At 38.1% G+C, this 24,934-nt stretch carries 22 protein-coding genes; 4 read left to right on the top strand and 18 right to left on the bottom strand.

What is annotated here, in order from left to right; genetic code table 11:
• The first annotated feature begins 13 nt into the window (after nucleotides 1-13).
• Nucleotides 14-1,174 (top strand): class I SAM-dependent methyltransferase, encoded by a 1,161-nt coding sequence (locus ACFCYJ_RS06855; RefSeq protein WP_376072440.1) that lies wholly within the window; start codon nucleotides 14-16, stop codon nucleotides 1,172-1,174.
• Nucleotides 1,175-1,292: 118 nt separating this feature from the next.
• Here ACFCYJ_RS06855 and ACFCYJ_RS06850 read toward each other — a convergent pair whose 3' ends face one another.
• Both ACFCYJ_RS06850 and ACFCYJ_RS06845 read right to left on the bottom strand, forming a co-directional pair.
• Entirely contained in the window at nucleotides 1,293-2,612 is a 1,320-nt protein-coding gene (locus ACFCYJ_RS06850) for an ABC transporter permease (protein WP_376072437.1), read from the bottom strand.
• Nucleotide 2,613: 1 nt separating this feature from the next.
• On the bottom strand, nucleotides 2,614-3,300 hold the full coding sequence (locus tag ACFCYJ_RS06845) for an ABC transporter ATP-binding protein (protein ID WP_376072698.1): 687 nt from the start codon (nucleotides 3,298-3,300) through the stop codon (nucleotides 2,614-2,616).
• Nucleotides 3,301-3,792: 492 nt separating this feature from the next.
• Between ACFCYJ_RS06845 and ACFCYJ_RS06840 the strand changes: the two genes are divergently transcribed.
• The 3 genes from ACFCYJ_RS06840 to ACFCYJ_RS06830 all read left to right on the top strand — a co-directional run bounded on the left by ACFCYJ_RS06840 (nucleotide 3,793) and on the right by ACFCYJ_RS06830 (nucleotide 7,934).
• Nucleotides 3,793-4,413: a DUF47 domain-containing protein gene (locus ACFCYJ_RS06840; protein WP_323647740.1), complete on the top strand. Its 621-nt coding sequence runs from the start codon at nucleotides 3,793-3,795 to the stop codon at nucleotides 4,411-4,413.
• Nucleotides 4,414-4,433: 20 nt separating this feature from the next.
• Complete coding sequence (locus ACFCYJ_RS06835; RefSeq protein ID WP_376072433.1) at nucleotides 4,434-5,450, top strand: inorganic phosphate transporter; 1,017 nt, start codon at nucleotides 4,434-4,436, stop codon at nucleotides 5,448-5,450.
• 372 nt (nucleotides 5,451-5,822) lie between these two features.
• Complete coding sequence (locus tag ACFCYJ_RS06830) at nucleotides 5,823-7,934, top strand: MMPL family transporter (protein WP_376072430.1); 2,112 nt, start codon at nucleotides 5,823-5,825, stop codon at nucleotides 7,932-7,934.
• Nucleotides 7,935-8,069: 135 nt separating this feature from the next.
• Here the strand turns inward: ACFCYJ_RS06830 and ACFCYJ_RS06825 are convergent, their stop codons facing one another.
• The 16 genes from ACFCYJ_RS06825 to ACFCYJ_RS06750 all read right to left on the bottom strand — a co-directional run bounded on the left by ACFCYJ_RS06825 (nucleotide 8,070) and on the right by ACFCYJ_RS06750 (nucleotide 24,576).
• A complete protein-coding gene (locus tag ACFCYJ_RS06825; RefSeq protein WP_376072427.1) occupies nucleotides 8,070-8,681 on the bottom strand; it encodes an alpha/beta hydrolase in 612 nt (203 codons plus the stop codon).
• Nucleotides 8,682-8,699: 18 nt separating this feature from the next.
• Nucleotides 8,700-8,891 carry a hypothetical protein gene (locus ACFCYJ_RS06820; protein WP_376072425.1) on the bottom strand — a complete coding sequence of 64 codons (192 nt, stop codon included), beginning with the start codon at nucleotides 8,889-8,891 and terminating at the stop codon, nucleotides 8,700-8,702.
• Nucleotides 8,892-8,913: 22 nt separating this feature from the next.
• Nucleotides 8,914-9,378 (bottom strand): hypothetical protein, encoded by a 465-nt coding sequence (locus tag ACFCYJ_RS06815; protein ID WP_376072422.1) that lies wholly within the window; start codon nucleotides 9,376-9,378, stop codon nucleotides 8,914-8,916.
• Between the two features lie 80 nt (nucleotides 9,379-9,458).
• Nucleotides 9,459-9,608, bottom strand: a complete 150-nt coding sequence (locus ACFCYJ_RS06810) for a hypothetical protein (protein ID WP_376072420.1) — start codon at nucleotides 9,606-9,608, stop codon at nucleotides 9,459-9,461.
• A 400-nt stretch (nucleotides 9,609-10,008) separates the two neighbouring features.
• Entirely contained in the window at nucleotides 10,009-10,620 is a 612-nt protein-coding gene (locus ACFCYJ_RS06805; protein WP_376072417.1) for an NUDIX hydrolase, read from the bottom strand.
• An 11-nt stretch (nucleotides 10,621-10,631) separates the two neighbouring features.
• The gene (locus tag ACFCYJ_RS06800) at nucleotides 10,632-11,711 is read right to left on the bottom strand and encodes an AI-2E family transporter (protein WP_376072414.1); all 1,080 of its coding nucleotides are present in this window, start codon (nucleotides 11,709-11,711) and stop codon (nucleotides 10,632-10,634) included.
• Between the two features lie 236 nt (nucleotides 11,712-11,947).
• Nucleotides 11,948-13,645: a M3 family oligoendopeptidase gene (locus tag ACFCYJ_RS06795; RefSeq protein WP_376072411.1), complete on the bottom strand. Its 1,698-nt coding sequence runs from the start codon at nucleotides 13,643-13,645 to the stop codon at nucleotides 11,948-11,950.
• Nucleotides 13,646-13,720: 75 nt separating this feature from the next.
• Nucleotides 13,721-14,296, bottom strand: a complete 576-nt coding sequence (locus ACFCYJ_RS06790; protein WP_376072408.1) for a YdcF family protein — start codon at nucleotides 14,294-14,296, stop codon at nucleotides 13,721-13,723.
• A gap of 85 nt (nucleotides 14,297-14,381) precedes the next feature.
• Nucleotides 14,382-16,124 carry a methyl-accepting chemotaxis protein gene (locus ACFCYJ_RS06785; RefSeq protein WP_376072406.1) on the bottom strand — a complete coding sequence of 581 codons (1,743 nt, stop codon included), beginning with the start codon at nucleotides 16,122-16,124 and terminating at the stop codon, nucleotides 14,382-14,384.
• A 613-nt stretch (nucleotides 16,125-16,737) separates the two neighbouring features.
• A complete protein-coding gene (locus ACFCYJ_RS06780) occupies nucleotides 16,738-18,033 on the bottom strand; it encodes an arsenic transporter (RefSeq protein WP_376072403.1) in 1,296 nt (431 codons plus the stop codon).
• 689 nt (nucleotides 18,034-18,722) lie between these two features.
• The gene (locus ACFCYJ_RS06775) at nucleotides 18,723-19,442 is read right to left on the bottom strand and encodes a YebC/PmpR family DNA-binding transcriptional regulator (RefSeq protein WP_376072400.1); all 720 of its coding nucleotides are present in this window, start codon (nucleotides 19,440-19,442) and stop codon (nucleotides 18,723-18,725) included.
• Between the two features lie 406 nt (nucleotides 19,443-19,848).
• The gene (locus ACFCYJ_RS06770) at nucleotides 19,849-20,313 is read right to left on the bottom strand and encodes a low molecular weight protein-tyrosine-phosphatase (RefSeq protein ID WP_376072396.1); all 465 of its coding nucleotides are present in this window, start codon (nucleotides 20,311-20,313) and stop codon (nucleotides 19,849-19,851) included.
• A 264-nt stretch (nucleotides 20,314-20,577) separates the two neighbouring features.
• Nucleotides 20,578-21,186, bottom strand: coding sequence for a lysophospholipid acyltransferase family protein (locus ACFCYJ_RS06765; protein ID WP_376072393.1), 609 nt, complete (start codon nucleotides 21,184-21,186; stop codon nucleotides 20,578-20,580).
• Between the two features lie 79 nt (nucleotides 21,187-21,265).
• Complete coding sequence (locus ACFCYJ_RS06760) at nucleotides 21,266-22,102, bottom strand: putative RNA methyltransferase (protein WP_376072390.1); 837 nt, start codon at nucleotides 22,100-22,102, stop codon at nucleotides 21,266-21,268.
• A complete protein-coding gene (locus ACFCYJ_RS06755; protein WP_376072387.1) occupies nucleotides 22,102-23,487 on the bottom strand; it encodes an MATE family efflux transporter in 1,386 nt (461 codons plus the stop codon). The genes ACFCYJ_RS06760 and ACFCYJ_RS06755 overlap by 1 nt, the downstream gene beginning before the upstream one ends.
• Before the next feature lie 321 nt (nucleotides 23,488-23,808).
• Nucleotides 23,809-24,576, bottom strand: coding sequence for a tyrosine-protein phosphatase (locus ACFCYJ_RS06750; RefSeq protein ID WP_376072384.1), 768 nt, complete (start codon nucleotides 24,574-24,576; stop codon nucleotides 23,809-23,811).
• Nucleotides 24,577-24,934: the final 358 nt, after the last annotated feature.

Below are 24,934 nucleotides of genomic sequence, written 5' to 3'. Positions count from 1 at the left end.
GTAGGCGAAATATATGACATTTGAAGAAATGAAAGCTCATCTTATAGAGCGGATATTACAACAGCAACTCGTTACTGCCACAATCAGTCAACCACGTATGAAATCAAACGAAGTAAAACGTATAAAGCTAAAACCTTTATTACTGAAGGATACTTACCATATACAAGTTGAATATCAATTTGAACGTATTTTAAAACATGAAAATGTTCTATTAGAAGATTTCTCTGAGAAGCTAGAAGCATTTTTTAACGATTACCGTCAAGCACATGTTGATTTTATTGATGAAAAAATACAAGTGCAGCTATCAAAAAAGAACAAAGTACTATGGAAATCTGATAAGTCCTCAACGCCAAAGCAAGTCAATTTAGCGCATAATCGCAAGAAAAATTATTTACTGGAAGAGGATAAGCCGTACCCGTTTTTAATTCGTCTCGGGGTGCAAACGGAAGACGGAAAAATAAAAAAACAAAAATACGATAAGTTTAAACAAATCAACCGCTTCATCGAATTTATTGATGATGCATTAACATATTTACCAAAGGATCGTCAGGTTCGTATTTTAGATTTCGGTTCAGGTAAATCCTATTTAACATTCGCCTTATACCATTATTTAAAAATCGAAAAAGGCTTAGACATTCGTGTCACTGGTTTGGATTTAAAGAAGGAAGTCATTGAAGAATGCTCACAAATCGCACAGGATTTAGGCTATGAACAACTCGAATTTCTAGTAGGAGATATTAATGATTATAATGATGAGTCTGCTGTGGACATGGTGGTAACACTACATGCTTGTGATGTTGCCACTGATATGGCATTGGCCCGCGCTGTGAAATGGGGAGCAAGCGTTATTTTAAGTGTCCCTTGTTGCCAGCATGAGCTAAATCGCCAGCTTAATACACCAACTCTTGATATCATGCTTCAGCACGGTCTCGTACGCGAGCGTTTTGCAGCGCTCGCAACGGATTCAATCCGAGCGGAAATTTTATCACTCGTTGGCTATGAGGCACAATTGCTGGAATTTATAGATATGGAAAATACACCGAAAAACATTTTAATAAGAGCCTATCATACTGGTAAAAAGCCGAGCTCTGAACAGCGTGCTAACTATGATACCTTTTTAAAGTTGCTAAATGCCAAGCCATTTTTAGCGAATGAGTTACAAGCTTACCTATAAAATGCCGCGGTATTTGTGAGCGAAGCACAGGTATTCACGCTCCTTCCGCGGGTATTTCTGAATTTGCTTAATCAAATTAAAAGGGCGGTCCAGTAACTTCTTGACCGCCTTCTTTCTATTATAGTTCTTGTCGTAATGCTTGAATAACGTCAATTTTTGTGGCCTTACGTGCTGGACGATAGCCTGAAATCATCGCTACCCCAATACTAATCGCTGATGCAATAAGAACGAGCTGCCAAGGAATAAGTGAAAATGTAATTTCACTTTTACTAAATGCATCTTCACCTGTTGCTGCTTCTAGAATTAAAGGCAATGCAGCATTTGCTACAAAGCTAATAACATATGAAATGGCTACCGCAATCAAAGTACCAATAATACCAATGAACGTACTTTCCATTAAGAACAATCGTTGAATAAGTTTTGGACTTGCTCCGATTGCCTTTAAAACACCAATTTCACGAGTACGCTCTGTAACTGCCATTGTCATTGTATTGAAAATGCCAATCGAGGCGATCAAGACAGCAATTGTTCCTACAAATATTAAGCCGATTTTTAAAACTAGGAAAAATACATTCATTTGATCCAATTGTTCAGTAACTGAATAAACACTATAGCCTTTGTCTTTTAGTTTATCTAATATCGGCTTTACATTTTCCATGCTATCCGCAAAAATATTGAACTCCGAATAAAACATGTCATCCTCTTTAACTTTACCTGTTGCAGCTAAATTTGAAGTTAACATTGACTTTTGCTCTGTATCCATATAGATAGAGCTATTGATCATCCAATCATAAGAAGGCTTTTTCATAACACCGACAATCGTATATTTCATTTTCTCTGTCTCTTCTGCCCCATCAGCATGTGGCATTAATGATAATTCGATCTCTTTACCAATTAATGAGTCCTTATAACCTTCCTCACTACCATTATAATACGTGCCTTCTGCTTCAGCTTTTTTACTCTTTTCTTCAATAATTTTACGCTCAGCATCATTTATTAATGTTTGAGCAAAATGATAACCTACAACGATTTCGTTTGGCTTTGTTGGATATTTCCCTTCCTCAAGCTTGCCATTTACTTGCTCAAAATCATGCATATTCGCAACGTATACATCAGATTGTGTATCTCGACCCTCAAAAAATGAATGCGCAGATGCATTGACAGTAATCGTTTCGAGTACCGTTTCCACATGTTCTATACTTTTTATTTCATGGATTTGTTCCTCTGTAAATTGATCATTACCAAACACTTGAATTTTCGTAACCTTTTCATCCGATAATATTTCATTACGTATGGAATCCTGAAGCCCAAACCCAACTGATGCGAGGACAATCAAAAATGCACAGCCCATCGTTGCCGCTAGTACTGTCATAAACACACGTAATTTATTTTTCTTTATATGCTGTGTAACAAAATCTAATTGATCTTTAAATAACATGTTATGCTTTCTCCTTTACAAGTTCCCCGTCGTACATGCGGAAACGTCGATGTGCTATTGTTGCTACTTCCTCGTCGTGAGTAATGATGACAAATGTTAAACCAAGCTCACGGTTTAGACTTTGAATGAGCAGCAATATATCTTGCTCAGTTTCCGAATCAAGACTTCCTGTCGGTTCATCTGCCAACAAAATAGGTGGATTTGTAATTAGGGCTCTCGCAATACTAACACGCTGTTGCTGACCGCCCGATAATTCATTTGGGTAATGGTCTGCCACCTCCGTTAAACCAACCTTGTCCATTAATTTTTTTACCTTTTCTGTGCGCATAGCTTTCTTGATACCTTGTAATTTCAGTGGTAGTTCTATGTTTTCAAACGCTGTTAAGCCTGGCATCAGTTGAAAGTTTTGAAAGATAAATCCGAACTGTTGCAAGCGAAAAGCTGCACTTTCTACTTCAGTGAGATTAGCTGTTTCCTTTCCGTTTACCTTAATAGATCCTTGTTCGGATTTCATAAATCCAGCTAATATTTGTAATAAGGTTGATTTACCAGAGCCACTTTTACCAACAATTGCGACAATCTCTCCTTTTTTCACCTCAAAGTTAACACCTTTTAATACCGGAACCTGCTTTTCCTTGCCTTTCTTTCCAATTAAAAATGTATGTTGTAAGTTTTCGACTTGAATCATTTTCAAATAAACGCCCCTTCCACATTCTTTAGATTCATCACCATAATGTAGGTTGATTTCCTTTCCTACAAAAGTCATCCTAAATTTTAGGTTATGAGCCTTTCCTTCTCCATTGTAGTAAAGAATTCTTAATAAAGTTGAAGGATAAAAATGAAGATATTCTTAAGAAAAGGAGAAACTATTAACAAAACAATTCCTTTACATTCTCTTTACAATTCATTCAAAAATTTATTCGAAATTTTATGTTCCAATAGCATCTTTTTGTATGAAACAGAAGGGGCAACTCTTTACAAAACCTACTCTCAAGGTTCTTTTCTGTATTAATAAAAACAAATACAGTAATGCCCTTATTATTTTATGAACAAATTGTATATTACAGGATTGTAAAGTTTTATGGAGAATAGAAGAATTTTATGTAGATAAATTAAAGATTTTGTTATGATAGTAAAGTTTAGAGGCCAATTTATTTATATCCAGGAGGATTCGATTTACATGCTTAACTCAAAAAAACAAGACCCTTTCTTTATAGCTTTGCATAAAATTGCTGAGAATATGAGAGAGGCCGTACATTACGCAAATGATTTTCGTATTAACAGTGTAGCTGACCTAAAAGAGATTAGCATTACTATGAAAAATTACGAAACAGCTGGTGATAAGCTCATTCACGAACTAATCGTGATGCTAAACAAATCATTTATGACACCTATCGAGCGCGAAGACATTCTAGAATTTGCAATTCGTATGGACGACGTATTAGATGGTACGGAGCATTGTATCGCTCATTTTGAAATGTTCTCTCTAACAGAAGTTGACGAATCGATGCGTACTTTCTTAGGCTATATTTCAAAAGGTGCAGATGAAATTGTGAAAGCAACAGAAGAGTTAAAGAAAAAGAATCTTATTGGCATGCGCCCACACGCAATTCTAATTAAAGATTACGAGCGTGAGTGTGATGAAGTACAACGTTCGTCTATTAAACAACTATTTTTAAATGAAAAAGATCCAATTCGAATTATTAAATATAAAGATATATATGAACAACTTGAAGATATCGCTGATCATTGCCAAAACGTTGCAAATACTATGGAAACAATTATCATGCGTAACGCGTAATTAGGAGATGGGCACTTACAATGAACACAATCATTATTCTAACCGTACTGGTCGTTATCTTTGCCCTAACATTTGACTTTATCAATGGCTTCCATGATACAGCAAATGCTATCGCAACTTCAGTTTCCACTAGAGCATTAAAACCTCGCGTAGCTATCATGATGGCTGCGACGATGAACTTTATCGGAGCTATTACTTTCGTCGGTGTTGCAAAGGCTCTAACAAAAGACATTGTAGATCCATTCTCTTTAAATGCTTTTGAAGGAGACACGACAGGCTCAATCGTTATTTTAGCAGCATTAATCTCCGCTATTATTTGGAACTTACTAACATGGTATTTCGGTATTCCATCGAGTTCTTCACATACTCTGATTGGGTCCATTGCTGGTGCAGCAGTTGCATCTGCCGGCTTCGGAGTTCTAAACTATGGTGGTTTCACTAAAATCATTATGGCCCTAGTGCTATCACCAATCCTTGCGATTTGCGCTGGCTTTATTATGATGACACTGTTTAAATTATGGTTTAAAAACTTAAATTTATATCGTACGAATAAAGGTTTCCGTACGATGCAAATTTTCACAGCTGCAATTCAATCTTTTACACATGGTACAAACGATGCACAAAAGGCAATGGGGATCATGACGATGGCGTTAATCGCTGGTGGTTTGCATTCAGGAGATGAAATTCCTTTCTGGATACGAGCTGCAGCGGCAACTGCAATGGGGCTTGGTACCTCTATCGGTGGCTATAAAATTATTAAAACAGTCGGCGGTAAAATCATGAAAATCCGTCCTGTAAACGGAGTTGCAGCAGATTTAGCATCTGCTTCAATAATCTTCGGTGCTACATTAATTCACCTACCAGTATCTACAACACATGTTATTTCTTCCTCTATCATGGGTGTCGGCTCTGCACAACGTGTACGTGGTGTGAACTGGGGTATGGCGCGTAAAATTGTAACTACTTGGGTTATTACAATGCCAATTTCTGCAGTTATGGCAGCTATTATTTACTTTTTGTTATCGTTATTCTTTTAACTTCTTTCAGCGGGTGTCCAAACACCCACTGAAATAGAGGAACTCAGTCTAAGAACGCCACGTCCTGTGGCAACGACTGAGTGACCAACATCACGTTGGCCCAAAGCCTCCGGCGGATGTCACAGAATCGGAAAGGAGTGCTTAAAGGATGTTAGCCTAAAAATCATCGCATCCATGCGATAACGGCTAACTGACCTGCATCGTGCAGGCCTAAGCACAAAGCCGATTCTGGACGCAATTATGCCAAGGCATAATTGATTTTGATCGCATACTAAGACTCCTGTTCCTTGTTGAACAGGAGTCTTTTCATTGTCACACGACAAAATGCGACACATCCTTTACACTATTTAAAAAAGGAGGACAGTACCTACTATGAAAACTTTTTCAGCTTTTATAACAACCCATGCTAAAGCTATCGTAGTCTTATGGTTCGTAATTTTTATTACCATGGCTATGTTTGCCATACAACTTCCAAGTAAGCTTCATGGAGATGGTTTTTTTGTTAAAGGCGATCATACCTACGTAACAAATGAGCTGGCAAAAACATTTGATATGCCTTCTGATACAATTTTGGTCGTCTTCTATCCAGCTGACGATAAGAAAATTCAAGATACATTAAAAAAATTAGAAAAAGTTAAGGAGATTCATTCAATCCAGTCACCACTTGATGATGCTTCTTTACAAAAGAATGGTATAGCTTATGCCATGATTCATATGAAAAATAATGTTGATCATCTACCTGATGTTGTGAAAGACATCCGTTCATTAATAGAGGATGACGGTGTGAGCATTACAGGCGGGCCTGTTATTTCAGCAGATATCAATACAGCAAGTCAAAAGGATTTAGCATCAGCGGAAGCAATAGGCTTACCAATCGCTATCATAGTGCTATTACTAGCTTTCGGTACTGTCGTTGCTTCAATCTTACCTATCATTATCGGGGTTGTTACTGTTGTCACTGCGTTTGGAATTTTGACTTTGTTTAGCGGTAATATCAATTTATCGATTTTTGTGTTAAATATAGTACCAATGCTTGGACTTGCATTAAGCATTGATTTTGCCTTGTTGTTTATTAACCGGTATCGCGAAGAACGTGCACATACATCCATTGTACAGGCTATTCAAACGGCGATAGAGACAGCTGGTCGCTCTATTATCTTTTCTGCTGTTTGTGTCATGATCGGCTTAGGTGCCATGATTGTCATCGACGTTGAAATTTTTCAAAATATCGCTTTAGGAGGCGCAATTGTTGTATTCCTTGCAGTACTTTCTGGCTTAACCTTACTACCTGCTACGATGATGCTATTAGGGGATCGCCTAAATAAATGGCGTTTATTACGTGTAAAGTCTGGTGGAGCAAATCGTTGGCGTGGCTTTGCTGGCTTTGTCATGAAACATCCAGTGACCATCGTTATTGTGGCATTATTATTACTAGGTATTGGTATGATTCCATTGAAGGATATTAAACTTACAATTCCTCAGGTGGATTCATTACCAACAAAATATGAGGCACGTGCAGCTTATGATCAATTAGACGAAACGTTTGGACTTGGTGATACCTCAACTTTATATTTGCTAGCAGAACGTAAGGAAGGTTGGCAAGATCGTGAGGCAAGAGAACTTATTTACAATATTCAAGAAAAGTTACTTGATGACCCTCTAGTGAAGCAAGTATCAACCATTTATACGACGGCTAACATTAAGTCTCCTGAGGAACTGACGGCTTCTTTGAAAATTCCCCAAGTGGCAGAACAATTAACACCAATTCTAAATACGTTTTCTAAAGATAAACAACTCTTTATCCCAATTACACTGGATGCAGCCGGTTCATCCACTACTGCTCAACAATTTGCTCGAACATGGAAAGATAAAGATTTAGGTGTCGATTTTGCTCTCGGAGGTCACGCGAAATTCAACCAAGAAATTTTCGATGAAATCTCTAGTAAAATTTTCTTGGCTGTAGCCATTATTATCGTATCAACATTCTTTATTTTAATGCTCGCTTTCCGCTCTATTTTAATCCCACTGAAAGCGATTATTATGAATATCATTGGACTTTCATCGGCCTTCGGTATTCTCGTCTACATTTTCCAATATGGACATTTAGGTATTGAAGCTGGTTCGATCGTCCTAATTATTCCAGTAATCGTATTTTGTCTTGTATTCGGCTTAAGTATGGACTATGAAGTCTTTTTAATATCTCGTATTCAAGAGGAATATCAAAAAGGGGCGGATAATACACGTGCCACGATTGATGGTCTAACCTCTACAAGCCGTATCATTACGTCAGCAGCGCTTATTATGATTGTTATAACAGGAGCATTCGCTTTCACAGATGTGATGCCTGTGAAGCAAATTGGGGTTGGTATAGCTATTGCAGTCGCCATCGATGCAACGATTATTCGTCTCATGCTCGTTCCAAGTCTTATGAAGCTCTTTGGGGATTGGAATTGGTGGCTACCTTTCGCGAAGAAACAAAAATAAGCGGAGATTAATTATGCCTCAGTATAATTGCGTTTTACGTTAATAATTGTAGCTGACGTTTCACTTTCGCTACGAAAACACTTGTTAAAAGAAGTTAAAAAAATCCGCTCCCTCACAAAGGTTGCGGATTTTTCCTTATTTTGAATAAATACGGTCGTACCATTCTTTTGCTGCTTGTACCTCAGGCATTGTAAGCTGATGACCATAATTAAACCATGCAGTTGTCACCTCTGCCCCAGCTGACGTTAAAAGCGTCTCTAAGTCTTCGGATTCCTGAGCAGTACACATTGGATCATTCGTTCCGGCACCAATAAAGACAGGAATAGAAGAAAGTGTAGGCAATTTAATATCGCGTCTAGGCACCATTGGATGATGCAGGATTGCACCTGCTAGAGCATCCTCATAATGGAATAATAGGCTAGCAGCAATATTCGCGCCATTAGAGTAGCCGATAGCAACAACTCGATTACGGTCAAAACCATACTGCTGTGCCGCTTCTAATAAAAAGTCATTTAATTCCTTCGTACGGAAAATTAAATCCTCTATATCAAAAACACCTTCCGCTAATCGACGGAAAAAGCGTGGCATACCATTTTCAAGTACATTTCCACGGACACTTAAAATGCTTGCTGTCTCATCAATTTCCTTTGCAAGGCCAATTAAGCTTTGTTCATTCCCACCTGTACCGTGTAACAATAAAAAAGTTGGTTTTGTTTCATCTGTTCCTTTATGAAAAACGTGTTGCATTTACAGTCCACCTCTCGATTACCTTGAATTCGAGATAATTGTAGCCTGCGGCAAAATTAAATTCAAGCTCTTTGTCTTATTAATTTCGCGATTTTCACTATTTGGCTGTTCCTTATGATCTTTATAAAATTTTGTGATCGTAAATACTGAAAATAAACAAGCAGCTAGAACAACAACAATAACTATTCCCACTAATTTTTTCCCATTCATTCGTTAGTATCCCCCGAATTACTTATTTCTTTTTACGAAAACCTTCTTCAAGTAAATATTCTTTCGCAGCATCGTGTGTACCAAAGGCTTCCTCTAAATTTTCTCCATGATAAACATTCCACGAACGTTGCTCAAAGGCTAGCATTAATTGAGCACCTTCACGATTTTGCCATATCTCTTCGATTGGCTCTTGCTCCTCTGCTTCTTCCGATAAATATTGAATGGCATCTTCAATAATTTCACGAAGCTGTTGTTCATCGTAGTCACGAATATTGACTAGACCTTTATCGCTTGCTTCTTTCTCGTAGCGCAATAAATCACCAACAAAGACGAAGCCGTTGCCATTTGGGTGTAGCTTTTCAACAACAATGGTCTTTTCGTAAAGGCTATCCATAAAGTGATAATTTAAGCGTTTTAATGAAATTTCCTTCTTCGTAAGTTCAGGAAATGAGTCGATGATGGCTTGCTTTTGTTCAAATGTTAGCATATAAAAATGCTCCTTTTCTATTCAATCTACCTTACAGTATAACTTATTCTTCCTGTTATATCGAAATAAAATAGGTAGTACTAAAAGTAAAGTTTGATGTCTATAACGTGTATGTTGATTTCCGTTCCGATTGGGCGCTTTCCTGGGGGCGTCCGATGAGCCGCTTCGCTTCGCTGCAGGGTCTCATCTGTGACGCTAATCCCCGAGGAGTCGCCCAATCTCCACTCCAATCAACTTATTCGCATAGCATACGTTTAAACAAAACGCCATCCCTAAATTAAGATGAGAGACCCAAATTAGAAAATCACATCACTATAACGTAGAAGGCGTTATCACAGGACGTGACGCTTTTAGCCTTCTTTCCTCTATTACTAATCCCTAAGGAGTCACCCAGTAGGAACGAAGATCAACGTATATACATGACATACTCTTTAACAAAATTGATGATGAGACAAGAAATCAGAGCCTAATCATTTTTCCTATAAAGACAAAAAAGTCCGCTTAAACTCCCAGGAAAAAGCAAGAGCACAATGATGTTGCTCATACCTTGTCCACGGAAAGCGAAGCGGATTTTACCTTTTACAATTATGCCAGAATTCTTACGGAAGACTTCCCCAGTCCCCCCACAATTCATAACATTTTATCTTTTACAAACTGAATAACATGAGCAACGTATAGTTCACGGTAAGGGACAAATTGTGCTGTACCTACCGGGCGCACAATTTTCGCTCGTTGACCATCAGGGAAATATTCATAGCCTTCAATATTTAGAGTAGCTGTTTCTCCTAAAAAGAATGCCTCTGCCTCATCAAGTTTTGCTCGAACGACTCCTGACACTTCCTCATATTGCAGTTCAAATGATTCCCAATCATGTTTGAATGGATATATATAAACATGACAAAATTCATTGTCTATCATGTTTTCCGAAACGATACTACAAGATGTCATGCCCATTTTAACAACTTCGTGTACGTCGACATCGAGCCCTAGTTCTTCCTTCACTTCACGAATTCCTGATTCTACTGTCTCTACGGCCAATAGATGCCCCGCCGCTGTAATATCAAGCAAGCCAGGGTAGTCCTTTTTTTGTGAACTACGGATTTGGAAATAGATATAGTCCTCATTGACAAGCCAACAGTGGAATGTTTCATGCCATAATCCTTTTTCATGTACCTCTGCTCTCGTTGCTGTCCCAATCTGTTCATGCTGTTCATTAAAAACTTTCACAATTTCTTGTTCCATTTTTTCGACTCCTATACAGACTTCGTAGCCTTTTTCTTAATCACGTTACGTTCATCATAAATATTGGATGCGATCACTTTTAATACTGCATAAAATGGTACAGCAATGATAATACCGATGAAACCTGCAATATTACCTGCTGCTAAAATAACTGTAATAACTGTTAACGGATGTATATCGAGTGTTTTCCCCATTACATTAGGCGTTATAAAGTTACTATCGATTTGCTGCGCCACGAGTGTGACAACAGACACCCATATGACTAACACTGGATCCTGAACAACGGCCACAATCAGTGCTGGTGTAAAGGCGATCCACGGTCCAATAAACGGAATCATATTCATAAAGAACGCGAATATAACAAGTAGCAACGAATATTCTAGACCTATAATTAAATACCCTACATACATAATGGATGCTAGTAAAAAACTAATCTGTAGCTGTCCTTGAATATAGCTACGTAAAACATCGTCAATTTCACTTAACGTCTTTTTCACCCATTCTCGACGTTCACCACTGAAATATTTATAAACTGACGGCGCAAATTTTTCATGATCCTTCAACATAAAAATAAAGAAGAATGGAATTAAAATAGCTAATAAAGAAACGGATACAACTGATTGTAAAAACGAAACTAGCCCCTTACTTGCTACAACGGCAAAATGCTGCACAGAATTCGCCATATTGTCGATAAAATCTTTTAACTGTGGCGGGAAGTTATCTTTGTTTCGCAACACATAATCGGCTGCATCTTGTATGCTAGCACTAATCTGTGGTACATTTTTCACTAAATTATTAACCTGCACTGCAATTGGATTACCAACAATCCAACCAAAGCCACCAACAAGCGCTATAAGTCCAATGATTATCGTTAATATACTTGCCCATCTCGGAAATTTACGCTTCTCTAAAAACCTTTGAATCGGTTCCGTAACATAATACAAAACACCGCCAAGTAACAAAGGTATAAAAATAGCCTTTAAGATAATTACAAGCGGCGAAAAAATCCAATGAATCTCTATAAAATATTTAATGACTAGTAGAACAAGCAAAACCCCTACGCCTACTTGAAACCAAACTTTCCTCGTCACTTTCTTCACTTCCTTTTATCACAGTTACTGAAAATACTACTTATATATTAACCATTTCGCAAGTATCCTACTATTTAATTTCCAAATAAAAGAGTTTCTAAACTAAAAAATTCGCAACTCACCAACGGGCAATCCTCGCAAGCCCCTCAAATGCTATAGCATCTGAGAAAGCTCGGACGGATTGTTTCCCCACAGGAGTGTCGCGAATTTCCACTAATGTCGCATAACGTAGTAGTCTATAATTTTGTATCTTCTACTGAATTTAAGTAATCTTCAATATCACCAATAACCGATTCAACACAACCGTCCTCAAATGGTGAAATTAAGCCTGCTTCTTTCACAAGCTTCGTAAAGGACATAGAGCCTCCTAAACCACATAAATGAACATAGTCCTTCCAAGCAGCTTCAAATTCTTCACGTGAACGTTTCCAGAATTGGAATGCACAAATTTGCGCTAACGTGTAATCAATGTAATAGAACGGACTTGAATAAATATGTCCTTGACGTTGCCATATACCGCCTGCTTCTAGATAGCTATTATGATCATATTCACGATGTGGTAAATATGTCTCCTCAATTTTTTTCCACGCAGCTTTACGTTCAGCTGGCGTCATATTCGGATTTTCATAAATCACATGCTGGAACTCATCAACTGCAACACCGTAAGGAAGGAATAACAAGCCACTACTTAAGTGTGTGAACTTATATTTTTCGGTGTCTTCCTTAAAGAATAGCTCCATCCATGGCCATGTGAAAAATTCCATACTCATCGAATGAATTTCACAAGATTCATATGTTGGCCATAAATATTCTGGGATTCCGATGTTACGACTTGAATAGACTTGGAAAGCATGTCCAGCTTCATGTGTTAACACATCGATATCGCCAGAAGTACCATTAAAGTTCGAGAAGATAAATGGTGAGTGATAGTTTTCAATAAATGTACAGTAACCGCCACTCTCTTTTCCTTTCTTCGCCACTAAGTCCATTAATTCATGATCAATCATAAAGTTGAAAAATTCACCAGTCTCAGGTGATAGCTCTTCATACATTTTTTTACCGTTCGCAACAATCCATTCAGGATCGCCTTTTGGTGTAGCATTTCCCGATACAAAGTTGAATGCTTCATCATAGAACTTAAAGTCAGCAATACCAATACGCTTTGCCTGACGCTCATATAATTTTGTGGCAATAGGTACGATTAAATCACGAACTTGGTCACGGAATTTCTTTACCATCTCTGCATTGTAATCAATGCGATTCATTCGAATATAGCCTAGCTCGACATAGTTTTTATAGCCTAATTTAACAGCGATTTCATGGCGCACCTTAACTAGCTCATCATAAAGTCGATCAAATTCCTCTTCATGATCAGCAAAAAAGCCAAAGCGTGCATCCGTAGCCGCCTTACGCACTTCACGATCAGTAGACTCTGCATATGGTCCAAGCTGAGCAAGCGTTAATGTTTCACCATTAAAGTCAATTTGCGCAGAGGCAACAAGTTTATTGTATTCTGAAACGAGCTTGTTCTCCTTTTGCATTAGATCAATGACTGCTGGTGAAAAGCCTTTAATTTGATAGGTTGCTAAATCAAATAATTGCTGACCCCATTTTTCTTCTAACTGCTCACGGAATGGTGAAACGATTAGCGCTTTATAATATTCTGTTGTTACCTCTTCCAACTCAGGTCCAACCTCGTCAAAATAATCGCGTTCTGCATGATAAAATTCATCATTTGTATCAATCGAAGCACGAATGTACACTAAGTTTGCCATTGTAGCGTAATCATTGCTCAATCCATTTAATTTTTCAATTATTTCACTTTGCTCGTCCATAGTTTGAGCATTTTTAAATTGGTCAATTAAGGATAATTGTTGCTCTTTCATTGCCTCGATATTTGGACGGCTGTATTCATAGTCTTTAAATATTTTCATAGAAGTCCCCTCTTTCTGTTCATATACCCCATTATATTTCTATTATATGCCAAATCTATAGTATTAAGAAATAAATTAATGGCCAAATACATATGTTTTTAATAATGCTGCCCTTTCACGTAGCGTTAACTTTAATTCCACCGATTTTGGCGTTTTTGCCGCAACGACATCTACTTCAAAACCTAAAGACTCCGCTAAATATTTTGCACGCTTTAAATGAAAATCATTAGAGACAATCGTGATTTTCTTAGTTCCTTTAGGCAAAAGTTCTTTACCAAATAATAAGTTCTCATAAGTTGAAGTAGATTGGTCTTCCACTACTATTCTATTAGTATCAATCTCATTGTCCTGTAAGTATTTAAGCATGACTGAAGCCTCTGTCCGATCTTCATCTCTCCCTTTTCCACCTGACACAATCACTTTTACATGAGGATACTTTTTCAAATACTTTACAGCCTCTTCTAATCTATTTTTCAAAGAAAGCGATGGAATTCCTCCCGGTTTGACCTTCGCTCCCAGGACAATCATGTATGTAGCTGTTCCATTTGCCGCTGGCTGGACCCCTTGTTTCATCTCCTCGCCGAGCCAAATATAAACAACAAAACAAATAGCAAGTAGTATAACCCCTAATCTTATTACCCATTTCTTCACGACTGATCCCCCCTTACCATTTATTAACGTGCAGAGAAAAAAAAGGATGCTTGTACTAAAATTACTGTACAAACATCCTGATCGATTATCTTAATATAAAGCGCTTAATAGAATCCTGTAACGCTGTTATTTCATCTGTTAAATCATTGGAAGATTCACTAACAACCTGAATGGCACGCTGTTGTTCATCAACGGATGCCGTTACCTCCTCTGATGCAGCAGCATTTTTCTCACTAATCATCGCAATGCTTTCGATAGATTGCATAATGTTATTCTTTGAGCTATTCAAATATTCTACTCCTGTAGTCATTTCGCTAATGATCGAAATGATTTCTTCTACGGCCAATTCTATTTCCTTAAAGGATGACTCTGTTATGGCAACCGAATCATTTTGCTGACGAACAATGATGTTTGTTTTCTTCATCTCATCGTTCACCAAATTAGTTTCACTTTCAATTCCCTTTAAGGTTGTACGCACTCGCTCTGTTGCTACAGATGTTTGATCCGCTAACTTACGTACCTCCTCAGCAACAACTGCAAAGCCCTTGCCATGCTCCCCAGCTCTAGCCGCCTCAATAGATGCATTCAATGCAAGTAGATTCGTCTGATCAGAAATCTCCGTAATAGTACCGACAATCCCTTCAATTTCCCTGACTTTCACAATTAAGCTATTAAATACAGCATGAACATTATTAATCACTTCTGAAGACTCGTGTGATGTCTCTTTTAAGCTCTTTAAATTTAAGAGCCCCTCTTGATTGGATCGCTTCATATGTTGAGATGCATCAAGCATTACTTCATTTTTGTCATGCAATACTTCAATCTGTTGTGCAAAATCAATGGCAGTTCTATTTGTATCCTCTGCATCTGAAGCTTGCATTACTGCACCGTTTGAAACCTCATTTATCGCTTTTACTATTTCATCTCCATAAGCGTTTGTTTCCTCTGTCACAGATGTTAAATTTGACGATGTCGATTGAATTTCTACAATAGCTTCCTCTACATCTGTAATTAATGTTTTCAGTTGATCAACCATTTCATTAAAGCCTTCATTTAACTGACCAATCTCATCTGAGCGTTGTAGATTTTCAATTTCTACAGTTAAATTCCCCTTGGCTACCTCACGTACACGTTTAGATAATTTTCGCACTGGTAAAGCTAAATGTCTTGAAACCATTATGACAACTGCAGTACCTATAATGATGGCACCTAATAATGTAATACCAATAACGAGTAATAATGAATTAGCCCCTTTATTAAAGTCTTGCATATATGTACCTGATACAATGATCCATCCCCAATTAGGATCCTTTGCAGAATAAATTATTTTATCAGCTAATACATCTTGACCCGGTAGCGCAAACTCATATTGAGTATATCCCCCACCGGCAAGTGCTTTTTCGGTTACTTCCCGAATAAAGTAATTTCCGCTACTGTCTTGATCGTTCCATAGGCTATCCCCTTCTCGAGTCGGATGGGTTGTCAATGTCCCTTTATCATCTAAAACATATAGATAACCATACTCTCCTAAGTCTCCAGGATAATTAATTGGCCTCTTTCCTTCACTATCCTTTGGTCCTAGAAACGCCTCCCGCACTCTCTCCTGTGCAACTTCCAAAGGAACGTCGCCCCTTTTAACACTCTCATTTGCAAGCTCTATTAATTGCAAAGAAGATTCAACACTATTTTTAATAACTTGTTCACCAATATCATCCATACCTTTTTTTGCTTTACTATAACTAACTAAACCTATAACTAAGCTAGGGATAATTAATAATGCTAATGAAATGATAATTAGTTTCCCCTGTATCGAACGTGAAAACTTCATGCTTTAGCCCCCCTCTTCTCCTCTTTCACTATGACTATTAATCTATATTATGTTATGATTTGGAATTTTCCACAATGGGTAAAACGTAATTTATGTTTGAATTATTCGCCTTTTTACGCAAATATGCTTGATAACTTAACGTGGGGGGTGGTTTCCATTCCTACTGGGCCCTTTCCTGGAGGGGCGTTCAGCCTTCACTCCAAATCTAACAAATATGATTCCAAATTTTTAAAGAGGAGCTTCAAATATGCATATACACATTTCAATCGTTAAGAAAAAACTATCTTTCTACAGGGATATGCCTTATAGAAAAATAGTTTTTTGATTTTTATCTTAAATCAATTATGCCTCGGCATAATTGCGTCTGGAATCGGCCGGGGGCTTTAGGCCAACACGATGTTGGTCACTCAGGCGTTTTCACAGGATGTAAAGTTCTTAGCCTGAGTTCCTCTATTTCAGCGGAAGTTTGGACACCCGCTGAAAAGTGACTTAAAACTGTATTCATCACACCACCTATAGAGGTGTGAGACTTCTGTAACTGCCGTTGCACTTTCGTTACAAGAGACATTTACTGAAAGAAGTTAAAATGTTTAGACACTATCTTAGTTCTCGCCTATGATATGATTTTAATCCAAATCACTAAAGCTATTAAAGTAGCGAAAAGGGTTGGGATTGTTAAAATAATACCTATTTTCAAATACTGAACCCAGCCAATCTTTATTCCTTTTTGCTTCAGTATATGGAGCCATAACAATGTCGCAAGTGAGCCAATCGGTGTCATTTTAGGACCTAAATTTGTGCCGATGACATTTGCATAAATAAGCCCATCTTTAATAATTCCCGTTGCACTAGTTTCAGCAATAGCTAATGCATCAATCATTACAGTTGGTAGGTTATTCATAATAGCTGACAAAATCGCTGCTACAAACCCCATCGTTATTGTCGCTACCATCAACCCTTGCTGTATAGCGTGCTCTAATAGACTTGCTAGCAATCCTGTCATTCCTACATTTTTCAAGCCGTAAACAACCACATACATACCGATAGAAAAGAACACAATATTCCACGGTGCCCCTTTCACAACTCTCTTTGTATCTACAATATGGCTACGTCGTGCTAGTAGGAAAAAGATAGCTGCTACACCACATAAAATAAATGACACTGGAATTTTGAAAAACTCACTCGTTAAGAAACCAACTAATAGAATGGCTATAACATACCATGATAATAAAAATAATCTCGAATCACGAATGGCGAGCTTTGGATTATCAACTGCCTCGAGTGAATATTCTTTTGGAATCGAACGGCGAAAGACAATATAAAGTATAACTATGCTTGCTAGTAAAGAAACTAAGTTCGGTATCAGCATATGTAGGGCATATTCCATAAACCCAATACCGAAATAGTCTGCCGACACAATATTTGTTAAATTACTAATGACTAACGGTAAGGATGTTGTGTCTGCTATAAAGCCACTTGCAATAATAAATGGAAAGATCATTTTATCGGTTAAATTCAATTTACGGATCATTGCGAGAACAATTGGTGTTAGTATTAAAGCTGCACCATCATTGGCAAATAATGCTGAAACAATAGCACCTAGACAGGAAAGGTAAACGAATAAGCGTATACCACTTCCCTTTGCCACGCGTGCTATATGTAGGGCAGACCATTCAAAGAATCCTATTTCGTCTAAAATAAGTGAAATAAAAATAATTCCTATAAACGATAACGTTGCATTCCAAACAATCCCTGTCACCTCAACAACATCTTGCCAGGTAACAACTCCGAGCGTTAACGCAATTGCAGCACCAAAACAAGCAGACCAGCCGATTGATATTTTACGTGGCTGCACTATTACAAAAAATAAAGTTACTAAAAATATTGCAATCGCTAAAAGAGCTTGCACCGTTTTCCTCCCTAAATCAATTATGTCTCGGCATAATTGCGTCCGGAATCGGCTTTGTGCTTAGGCCTGCATGATGCAGGTCAGTTAGCCGTTATCGCATGGATGCGATGATTTTAGGCTAACATCCTTTATTAACTCCTTTCCGATTCCGTGACACCCGCCGGAGGCTTTGGGCCAACGTGATGTTGGTCACTCAGTCGTTGCCACAGGACGTGGCGTTCTTAGACTGAGTTCCTCTATTTCAGCGGATGTTTGGACACCCGCTGAAAGAAGTTAAAAACCAGTAGCTATAATTGCTACTGGCTTTAGTTTGTCGATAAAAGAATAAATTAAAGTGTATCCATAGACAAAGGTTGATTTTCAGTTGACGCTTTCCGCGGGCTTGGCTTCAATCTCCTCGTCACTACGTTCCTGCGGGGCTTTCAGCGCAAGCTCATCCCGCTGAAGTCGCCACTCCCCGTGAAAAATCAACGGCTCCTCATCATTATTATGAGTAGACAAGATGAACCAAAATAGTATGGATTAAAATATCAAAGAGATTCAGCCTAAATAATAATAGGATATGTTTGATTATTATTTTTATATCCAAGAAAAGCCTATTACCATATAACTTTATGCCATCAGGAGTATCGTTTTTTCTACAGACAAAACCAGTAGCTTTAAATTGCTACTGGTTTTATATGTTTATATTATTCGCCTAAATCAGCATTATGGTAAACGTTTTGAACATCCTCTAAATCTTCTAATGCATCAATTAATTTTTCAAATTTCGCTACGTCGTCACCAGTTAATGCTACTTCTGTTTGTGGAAGCATTGAAAGCTCTGCTACTGTAAATTCTTGAATGCCAGCTGCTTTTAGTGCTTCTTGTGCAGTAAAGAATTGGTCCGGCTCTGCATAAATAATGACAGCCTCATCTTCTTCCAGAATATCACGAGCATCAACATCTGCTTCCATTAAAATTTCAAGAACTTCATCTGCTGATTTACCTTCTAAACCGATAACTGCCGTTGAATCAAACATGTAGGCAACAGATCCACTGACACCCATATTCCCATTATTTTTACCAAATGCTGCACGTACATCAGAAGCTGTACGGTTAACATTATTCGTTAAAGCATCAACGATTAACATAGTGCCTGCTGGTCCGAAACCTTCATAACGTAATTCGTCGAAGTTTTCATCGCCGCCACCCTTCGCTTTATCAATGGCTTTTTCAATAATATGTTTAGGAACACTGTATGTTTTTGCTCGTTCAAGAACAACTTTAAGGGCACGGTTTGATTCAGGATCTGGCTCGCCTGATTTAGCTGCCACATAAATTTCGCGTCCAAATTTTGCATTGATACGGCTTGTGCTTTGGTCTTTAGACGCTTTCTTTTCTTTAATATTGTTCCACTTACGACCCATTGTTTCCACTCTCTTTCAAATAATAAGTTTATAAAAATCATAGATGCGCAGTTGCACATCTGTAAATGGTGATTAAATACTTCTCGTATCTTTACTCTGAAAATAATAACACAAATGATGCTTACAAAGCTAGATATGCCAATGTTTAAGGTAACTTTATTAAGTTATTAATTGTAAAAAATTGTTTCACTTAGAGCCACTTGGGATCATCACCAAAACGTGTGGTTGATTTCCGTTCCGGCTGGGCGCTTTGCTTTCGCTACAGAAAACATTTGCCGCTGACGCTTCGCTTTCGCGCAGAGCAAAGCTTCCTGGGGGGGCGTCCAGCCTCCACTCCAATCAACTTATTTACATAGTAGACGCTTTAACAAAAGTCATCCACTACTTTTGATGATGAACCGCCACTTTACAATTGGTTTTCTACTTTGATTTTTTCTAATAGTGCATGACAGCCTTCTAAAACTAAATCATAGGTTTCTTGGAAATCTCCTGTATAGTACGGATCAGGTACGTCTTTTCGATGGTCAGTTAAATCTAAAAAGCGGAAGATCTTTGGGGAATCAGGATTCCCAAGCGTCGTTCGGATATTACGTATATTGCTTTCATCCATGCCAATAATGTAATCAAAATTTTCATAGTCAGCCTTTTGTAATTGTCGGCCTTGCATCTCTTTCGTTGAGATTCCATATTCTTTTAGCTTAGCTTGTGTTCCCCTGTGAGGTGGTTCGCCAATATGCCAAGAGCTTGTTGCAGCTGAATCTACCTCGACTTTATGACTCAAATGCTCTTTCTCTACCAAATCACGCATGACCGCTTCAGCCATTGGTGATCGACAGATATTCCCCAAACATACAAAAAGTACTCGAATCATTTTTATGTCCTCCTACAATCAATTTCGCCTTGATCCAATTATAGCTGCCGCTTCGCTTTCGCACAGAAAACATTTGTTGCTGTCGCTTCGCTTTCGCACAGAAAACATTTGCTGAATTGAAGATAAAGCACTCAAAATCAATCGATTCTGAGCGCCTTCTAAGTTATCCCATATTGCTAGCAGTAAGCTACTACTTCAAAAGGATGTGAAGATATTAGTTTGGGTTCTTCACACAGAGGGTTCTCCTCTGAATGATATTTCACTTTATTTCTTTTCTGCTGCAACTCGCTTCTCTAATTCTTCGGTTAATGCTACTAATTCATGCTCAAGGCGATGTGTAAATTCCTCGCGCCCTTCTTTACCTTTACCCGTTACATAAAACGGCTCACCATAAATCAGATAACCTTTTCCACGCTTAAAGACATCACCAGCATTACGCGCACCAATGTAAGCGGCTGGTACAATTTGTGCTTTTGACAATTGCGCTATTGTAATCGCACCTTGCTTTAAATCCGATCCTTCTGCATTTCGCGTACCAGATGGGAAAATCCCAACAATTTTTCCCTCTTTCAATAGCTGCGAAGGAATTTTAATAACACTTGGGCCTGGATTGTCACGGTCGACTGGAAAGGCATTTAAACGCTCTATAAGCCAGCCAATACCCTTCATATCAAACAATTGCTTTTTAGCCATAAAGTTAATTTCTCGAGGGTATACAGCAACACCAAGATTTAAAATATCAACATAGCCCGTGTGTGTACATGCAATAATAAACCCACCTTCCTTCGGTAAGTTTTGCTCTTCGTATACACGCGCTTTTGAGCCCGTTAATTTTAATATCACTTTTACAAATTTCGCTATAAATTTATACACTGTTTCATTCCTACCTTATTCAATAGTTATTCCCATTGTAATCGAAAAGACCAGTATACTGCAATTGCAGGTGAAATAATTAAACTCTTCCCACTAATACATCAACATCAATCGTAATTTCTTCTAAATGGATATTGGCTTCCTCTTTTTTATGCCAGCCCATTGGTGTCATTTCAAGCAGTGCTGGTACAAGCTCTGTAGCTAGTGGTACCGTATAAGTAATACGTTCTACACTAACATCTGTGAAACTTTCTTTAAATCGAGAAACTATTTGTTCATTCGAATACGACTCTTTCGTGGAATCCGCATATAATTGTGCTCGAAGCTCATGTAGATACCCGCTTTGAGGTACAACCTTAACAACACAACCATTCGGAGTTAATAGACGTTTAAATTCTTCGTAATTGGCAGGTGATAAAATATTTAAAATGGCATCGAAGCTTGATTTTGCAAATGGACTTTTCGCTAAATCACCGACACACCAAATTTGCTCTGGATAATGTCGAGATGCAGCAAGGATGCCTTCTTTTGCTATATCAATACCAATGCCAATACAGGCACCATTTTTATCCTCCGTAATACGGGCTAAATGTGAGCCCTCACCACAACCTGTATCAAGCACGGTTTCTGCATTAGCAATTAGCTCTCCGATTTTATCTTCTACTACATCATAGATTCCACTATCAATAACCGCTTTTCGAGATTCAAAGAGATCTCTACTGTACTTAGAAACAGCACCATGTGTCAGCATATTGACATAGCCCTGTTTGGCAATATCAAAAGAATGATTTGAGGAACATACTAATCTACCTTGCTCAATAACATCCATTGACTCCTGACAAATTGGACAAGCAAAAAGCTTTATATTTTTATCCATTAACGCTGCCCCTGCAGCTCTTTTAGAAAGTGCCCCCATTAATTTTCCTCCTTCTGTTCTGTAGGTGAAACAAGTGCAAAACGCTCCCACTTACGACTTCTCCATCTAAAGTATACGATAATGGCTCGCATCCATTCATCTGCCGCAATTGCTAGCCAAATACCTACTAACCCCCAATGTAAAACGAAGACGAACAAGTAACCGAGCGGGAGGCTCATACATACCATTGATAAGAAACCAATTTTCACCGGAAATCTTGCATCCCCTGAGGCACGCAGCGAGTTAATCACTACAATATTCATTGTACGCCCTGTTTCAAGTAGAATACTTAATGCTAGGACAGACGCTCCGATGGCTATTACCTCTGGATTATCTGTAAAAACGTGCATTAGTTGCTTACGGAATATCGTCACAACTGCAACCATAGTGATCGTAAAGGCAAAAGCTGCACGTACACTTGTCCAAAGTTGATGATAAGCTTGATCCTTTTTACCAGCACCGACATTTCGTCCAATAATTATAGCTGTACCTGTTCCGATCGCAATCGCAAATAAATACGTAAACATCGAAATATTCATAGCATATTGTCTTGCCGCAAGTGTCTCTGCGCCTAAGTATGTTGCATAATAAAGGAAGACAATCTGACAGAACTGATAAAGCACCTGCTCAAATGCTGACGGTAAGCCTATATTTAATATTTTTTGAACATATTCCTTTGAATACTCGAAATAATATTCTAGCTTTACTCTTACTCCCATGACTTGATACAACAGCCAGAAAAACACAAGAACTGCTAAACCACGACTTATCACTGAGGAAATAGCCGCTCCTTTTACACCTAACTCCGGTAATCCTAAGTTACCAAAGATCAAACCGTAATTTAATACAACATGTAGCACATTCATACCTAGAGATACATACATTGTTTCTTTTGTCCATCCATGTACTCGGATAATCGCTGCTAAGGCATTAATAATTGCTTGTAAAAAAATGAAGCTTCCTATAATGATCAAATAACTTTGAGCGTATTTAAGCACTTCTCCTTGCAAGTTCATCATAGTCATTAAATGACTTGAGAAGAAGAAAAATAAAACACTCATCATTAGTCCAACGGCTAAATTCATCGTTACTGCTAAAGCAGAAATCTTCGCAGCTTCCAAAAAACGCCTTGAGCCCAAATATTGAGATACCACTATAGAAGCACCATTACCAACTACTTCAAGTATTAAAATTGCAATATGAATATATTGATTGGCTGCACCAACTCCTGATACAGCATTATCTGATAAAGCACTGAGCATAAAAGTATCGGCTAGTCCCATTAACATAAATAAAAATACTTCTAAAAATATCGGCCATGTTAAATGAAATAAGCTTAACTTATCTGTCTCTTTTATATCACTTTCTCTCAATGTTTCTCCCAATACTCTCCACTTCTCCTATACGCTTCTTAAAGATTTTACGGACTGTTAATCTTTCAACTACCTTTTTTGTCTTCGGTATAGATAAATTACTGCCCGTTAAAAATATATAGTATCTTATCATAGATTTTTAGGCTGTAAAGAGTTTTTATATTGAAACAATCAATTATGCCTCTGCATAATTGCGTCCTAAGGCCGGGAGACTTCTGAGCTGGCGTTCACTTTCACTACGAAAACACTTACTGAAAGAAGTTAAAAGATTATGCAAAGCTAATATAAGACGCAAAAAACCCCTCTCACAATTTTATGTGAAAGGGTTTTTTATCATAGTAAGCAAAAGTCCTGCAATTGCTTACGTTTTTCATTTGTTAGGCCAAACTCTTGCTCTAAAAAAGCTGTCTTAGAGCCATATCGGTTATCCATAGCATCAAATGCTGCTTGTAAATAGTCTTCACGGGCAGACATTAAAGCATAAAATTGCTGTAATTCTTGATCGCTATAATCTTGCTGCACTGTCTTAGCCATTCGTTCAACTAAGGGATGTAAATGTACATTTGTATCTAAATAGTCTTCCATTATCGTTTCCTCAGGTACATCTAAAGCAAGTAAAATAAGTGCACTGCCAATACCTGTTCGATCCTTCCCGACCGCACAATGATGAACAAGCCCTAAATTTTCAGGGTGTTGAATCGTTGCTATTAGTTCCTTAAACGAGGCATTATTAAAAGGCATTTGTGCATAAAATTCTCGAAACATCTCTGGGCTTACAACCTTATAAAAATCTCTTCCACCCGTGTTTGTAGGCATCTCAAAAGCATGATTTCCCTTTGCTGGTATTTGAATATACTTGGCATGCGAGAATATCGGATTAGGATTATTTTGAGCCTCATGGTTGTCTCGATAATCAAAAATTGTTTTCACACCTAGCGTTTCAAAAAGCTCCTTATCTGCTTTCGTCATTTTCCCAAGTGCTGCTGAACGATAAATCAAACCATTCTTAACAGCACGCCCATCTCTCGATTTATAACCACCCATATCCCGAAAATTATAGACTGCCTCAAACGAAGTAATCTTCATATCAAACTGTTTCACTCACTGCACCTCTTCCTGTTAGCAAGCATACTTATCTCTATTTTATAGAACAATTCGATATAATACCAATTTTCGCACTAGGAAATGTCATACACTACTTAGAGCGATGAGGGGATTTATTTGAGTACTTCTTTATCTGGGCGGAGCAGGTGACCGTTTACCCGATCACTTTCCCATCCAAGCGGAGCAGTTATCCACTCTACCCGATCACTTTTCCACCCAAGCGGAGCAGTTATCCACTCTACCCGATCACTTCCCCATCCAAGCGGAGCAGTTATCCACTCTACCCGATCACTTTCCCACACAAGCGGAGCAGTTATCCACTCTACCCGATCACTTTCCCACACAAGCGGAGCAG

The organism is Lysinibacillus sp. NPDC056232 (assembly GCF_042267565.1).
In the GTDB taxonomy this organism is placed as follows: domain Bacteria; phylum Bacillota; class Bacilli; order Bacillales_A; family Planococcaceae; genus Lysinibacillus.
Note: the sequence above shows the minus strand (reverse complement) of the source record. Positions and strands in the feature narration are given on the sequence as shown.

Excerpts from the sequence above, each read along its gene's own strand:
- ACFCYJ_RS06855 (WP_376072440.1), top strand. The coding sequence starts at position 14 with ATGACATTTGAAGAAATGAAAGCTCATCTTATAGAGCGGATATTACAA.
- ACFCYJ_RS06850 (WP_376072437.1), bottom strand. The coding sequence starts at position 2,612 with ATGTTATTTAAAGATCAATTAGATTTTGTTACACAGCATATAAAGAAA.
- ACFCYJ_RS06845 (WP_376072698.1), bottom strand. The coding sequence starts at position 3,300 with ATGATTCAAGTCGAAAACTTACAACATACATTTTTAATTGGAAAGAAA.
- ACFCYJ_RS06840 (WP_323647740.1), top strand. The coding sequence starts at position 3,793 with ATGCTTAACTCAAAAAAACAAGACCCTTTCTTTATAGCTTTGCATAAA.
- ACFCYJ_RS06835 (WP_376072433.1), top strand. The coding sequence starts at position 4,434 with ATGAACACAATCATTATTCTAACCGTACTGGTCGTTATCTTTGCCCTA.
- ACFCYJ_RS06830 (WP_376072430.1), top strand. The coding sequence starts at position 5,823 with ATGAAAACTTTTTCAGCTTTTATAACAACCCATGCTAAAGCTATCGTA.
- ACFCYJ_RS06825 (WP_376072427.1), bottom strand. The coding sequence starts at position 8,681 with ATGCAACACGTTTTTCATAAAGGAACAGATGAAACAAAACCAACTTTT.
- ACFCYJ_RS06820 (WP_376072425.1), bottom strand. The coding sequence starts at position 8,891 with ATGAATGGGAAAAAATTAGTGGGAATAGTTATTGTTGTTGTTCTAGCT.
- ACFCYJ_RS06815 (WP_376072422.1), bottom strand. The coding sequence starts at position 9,378 with ATGCTAACATTTGAACAAAAGCAAGCCATCATCGACTCATTTCCTGAA.
- ACFCYJ_RS06805 (WP_376072417.1), bottom strand. The coding sequence starts at position 10,620 with ATGGAACAAGAAATTGTGAAAGTTTTTAATGAACAGCATGAACAGATT.
- ACFCYJ_RS06795 (WP_376072411.1), bottom strand. The coding sequence starts at position 13,645 with ATGAAAATATTTAAAGACTATGAATACAGCCGTCCAAATATCGAGGCA.
- ACFCYJ_RS06785 (WP_376072406.1), bottom strand. The coding sequence starts at position 16,124 with ATGAAGTTTTCACGTTCGATACAGGGGAAACTAATTATCATTTCATTA.
- ACFCYJ_RS06775 (WP_376072400.1), bottom strand. The coding sequence starts at position 19,442 with ATGGGTCGTAAGTGGAACAATATTAAAGAAAAGAAAGCGTCTAAAGAC.
- ACFCYJ_RS06770 (WP_376072396.1), bottom strand. The coding sequence starts at position 20,313 with ATGATTCGAGTACTTTTTGTATGTTTGGGGAATATCTGTCGATCACCA.
- ACFCYJ_RS06760 (WP_376072390.1), bottom strand. The coding sequence starts at position 22,102 with ATGGGGGCACTTTCTAAAAGAGCTGCAGGGGCAGCGTTAATGGATAAA.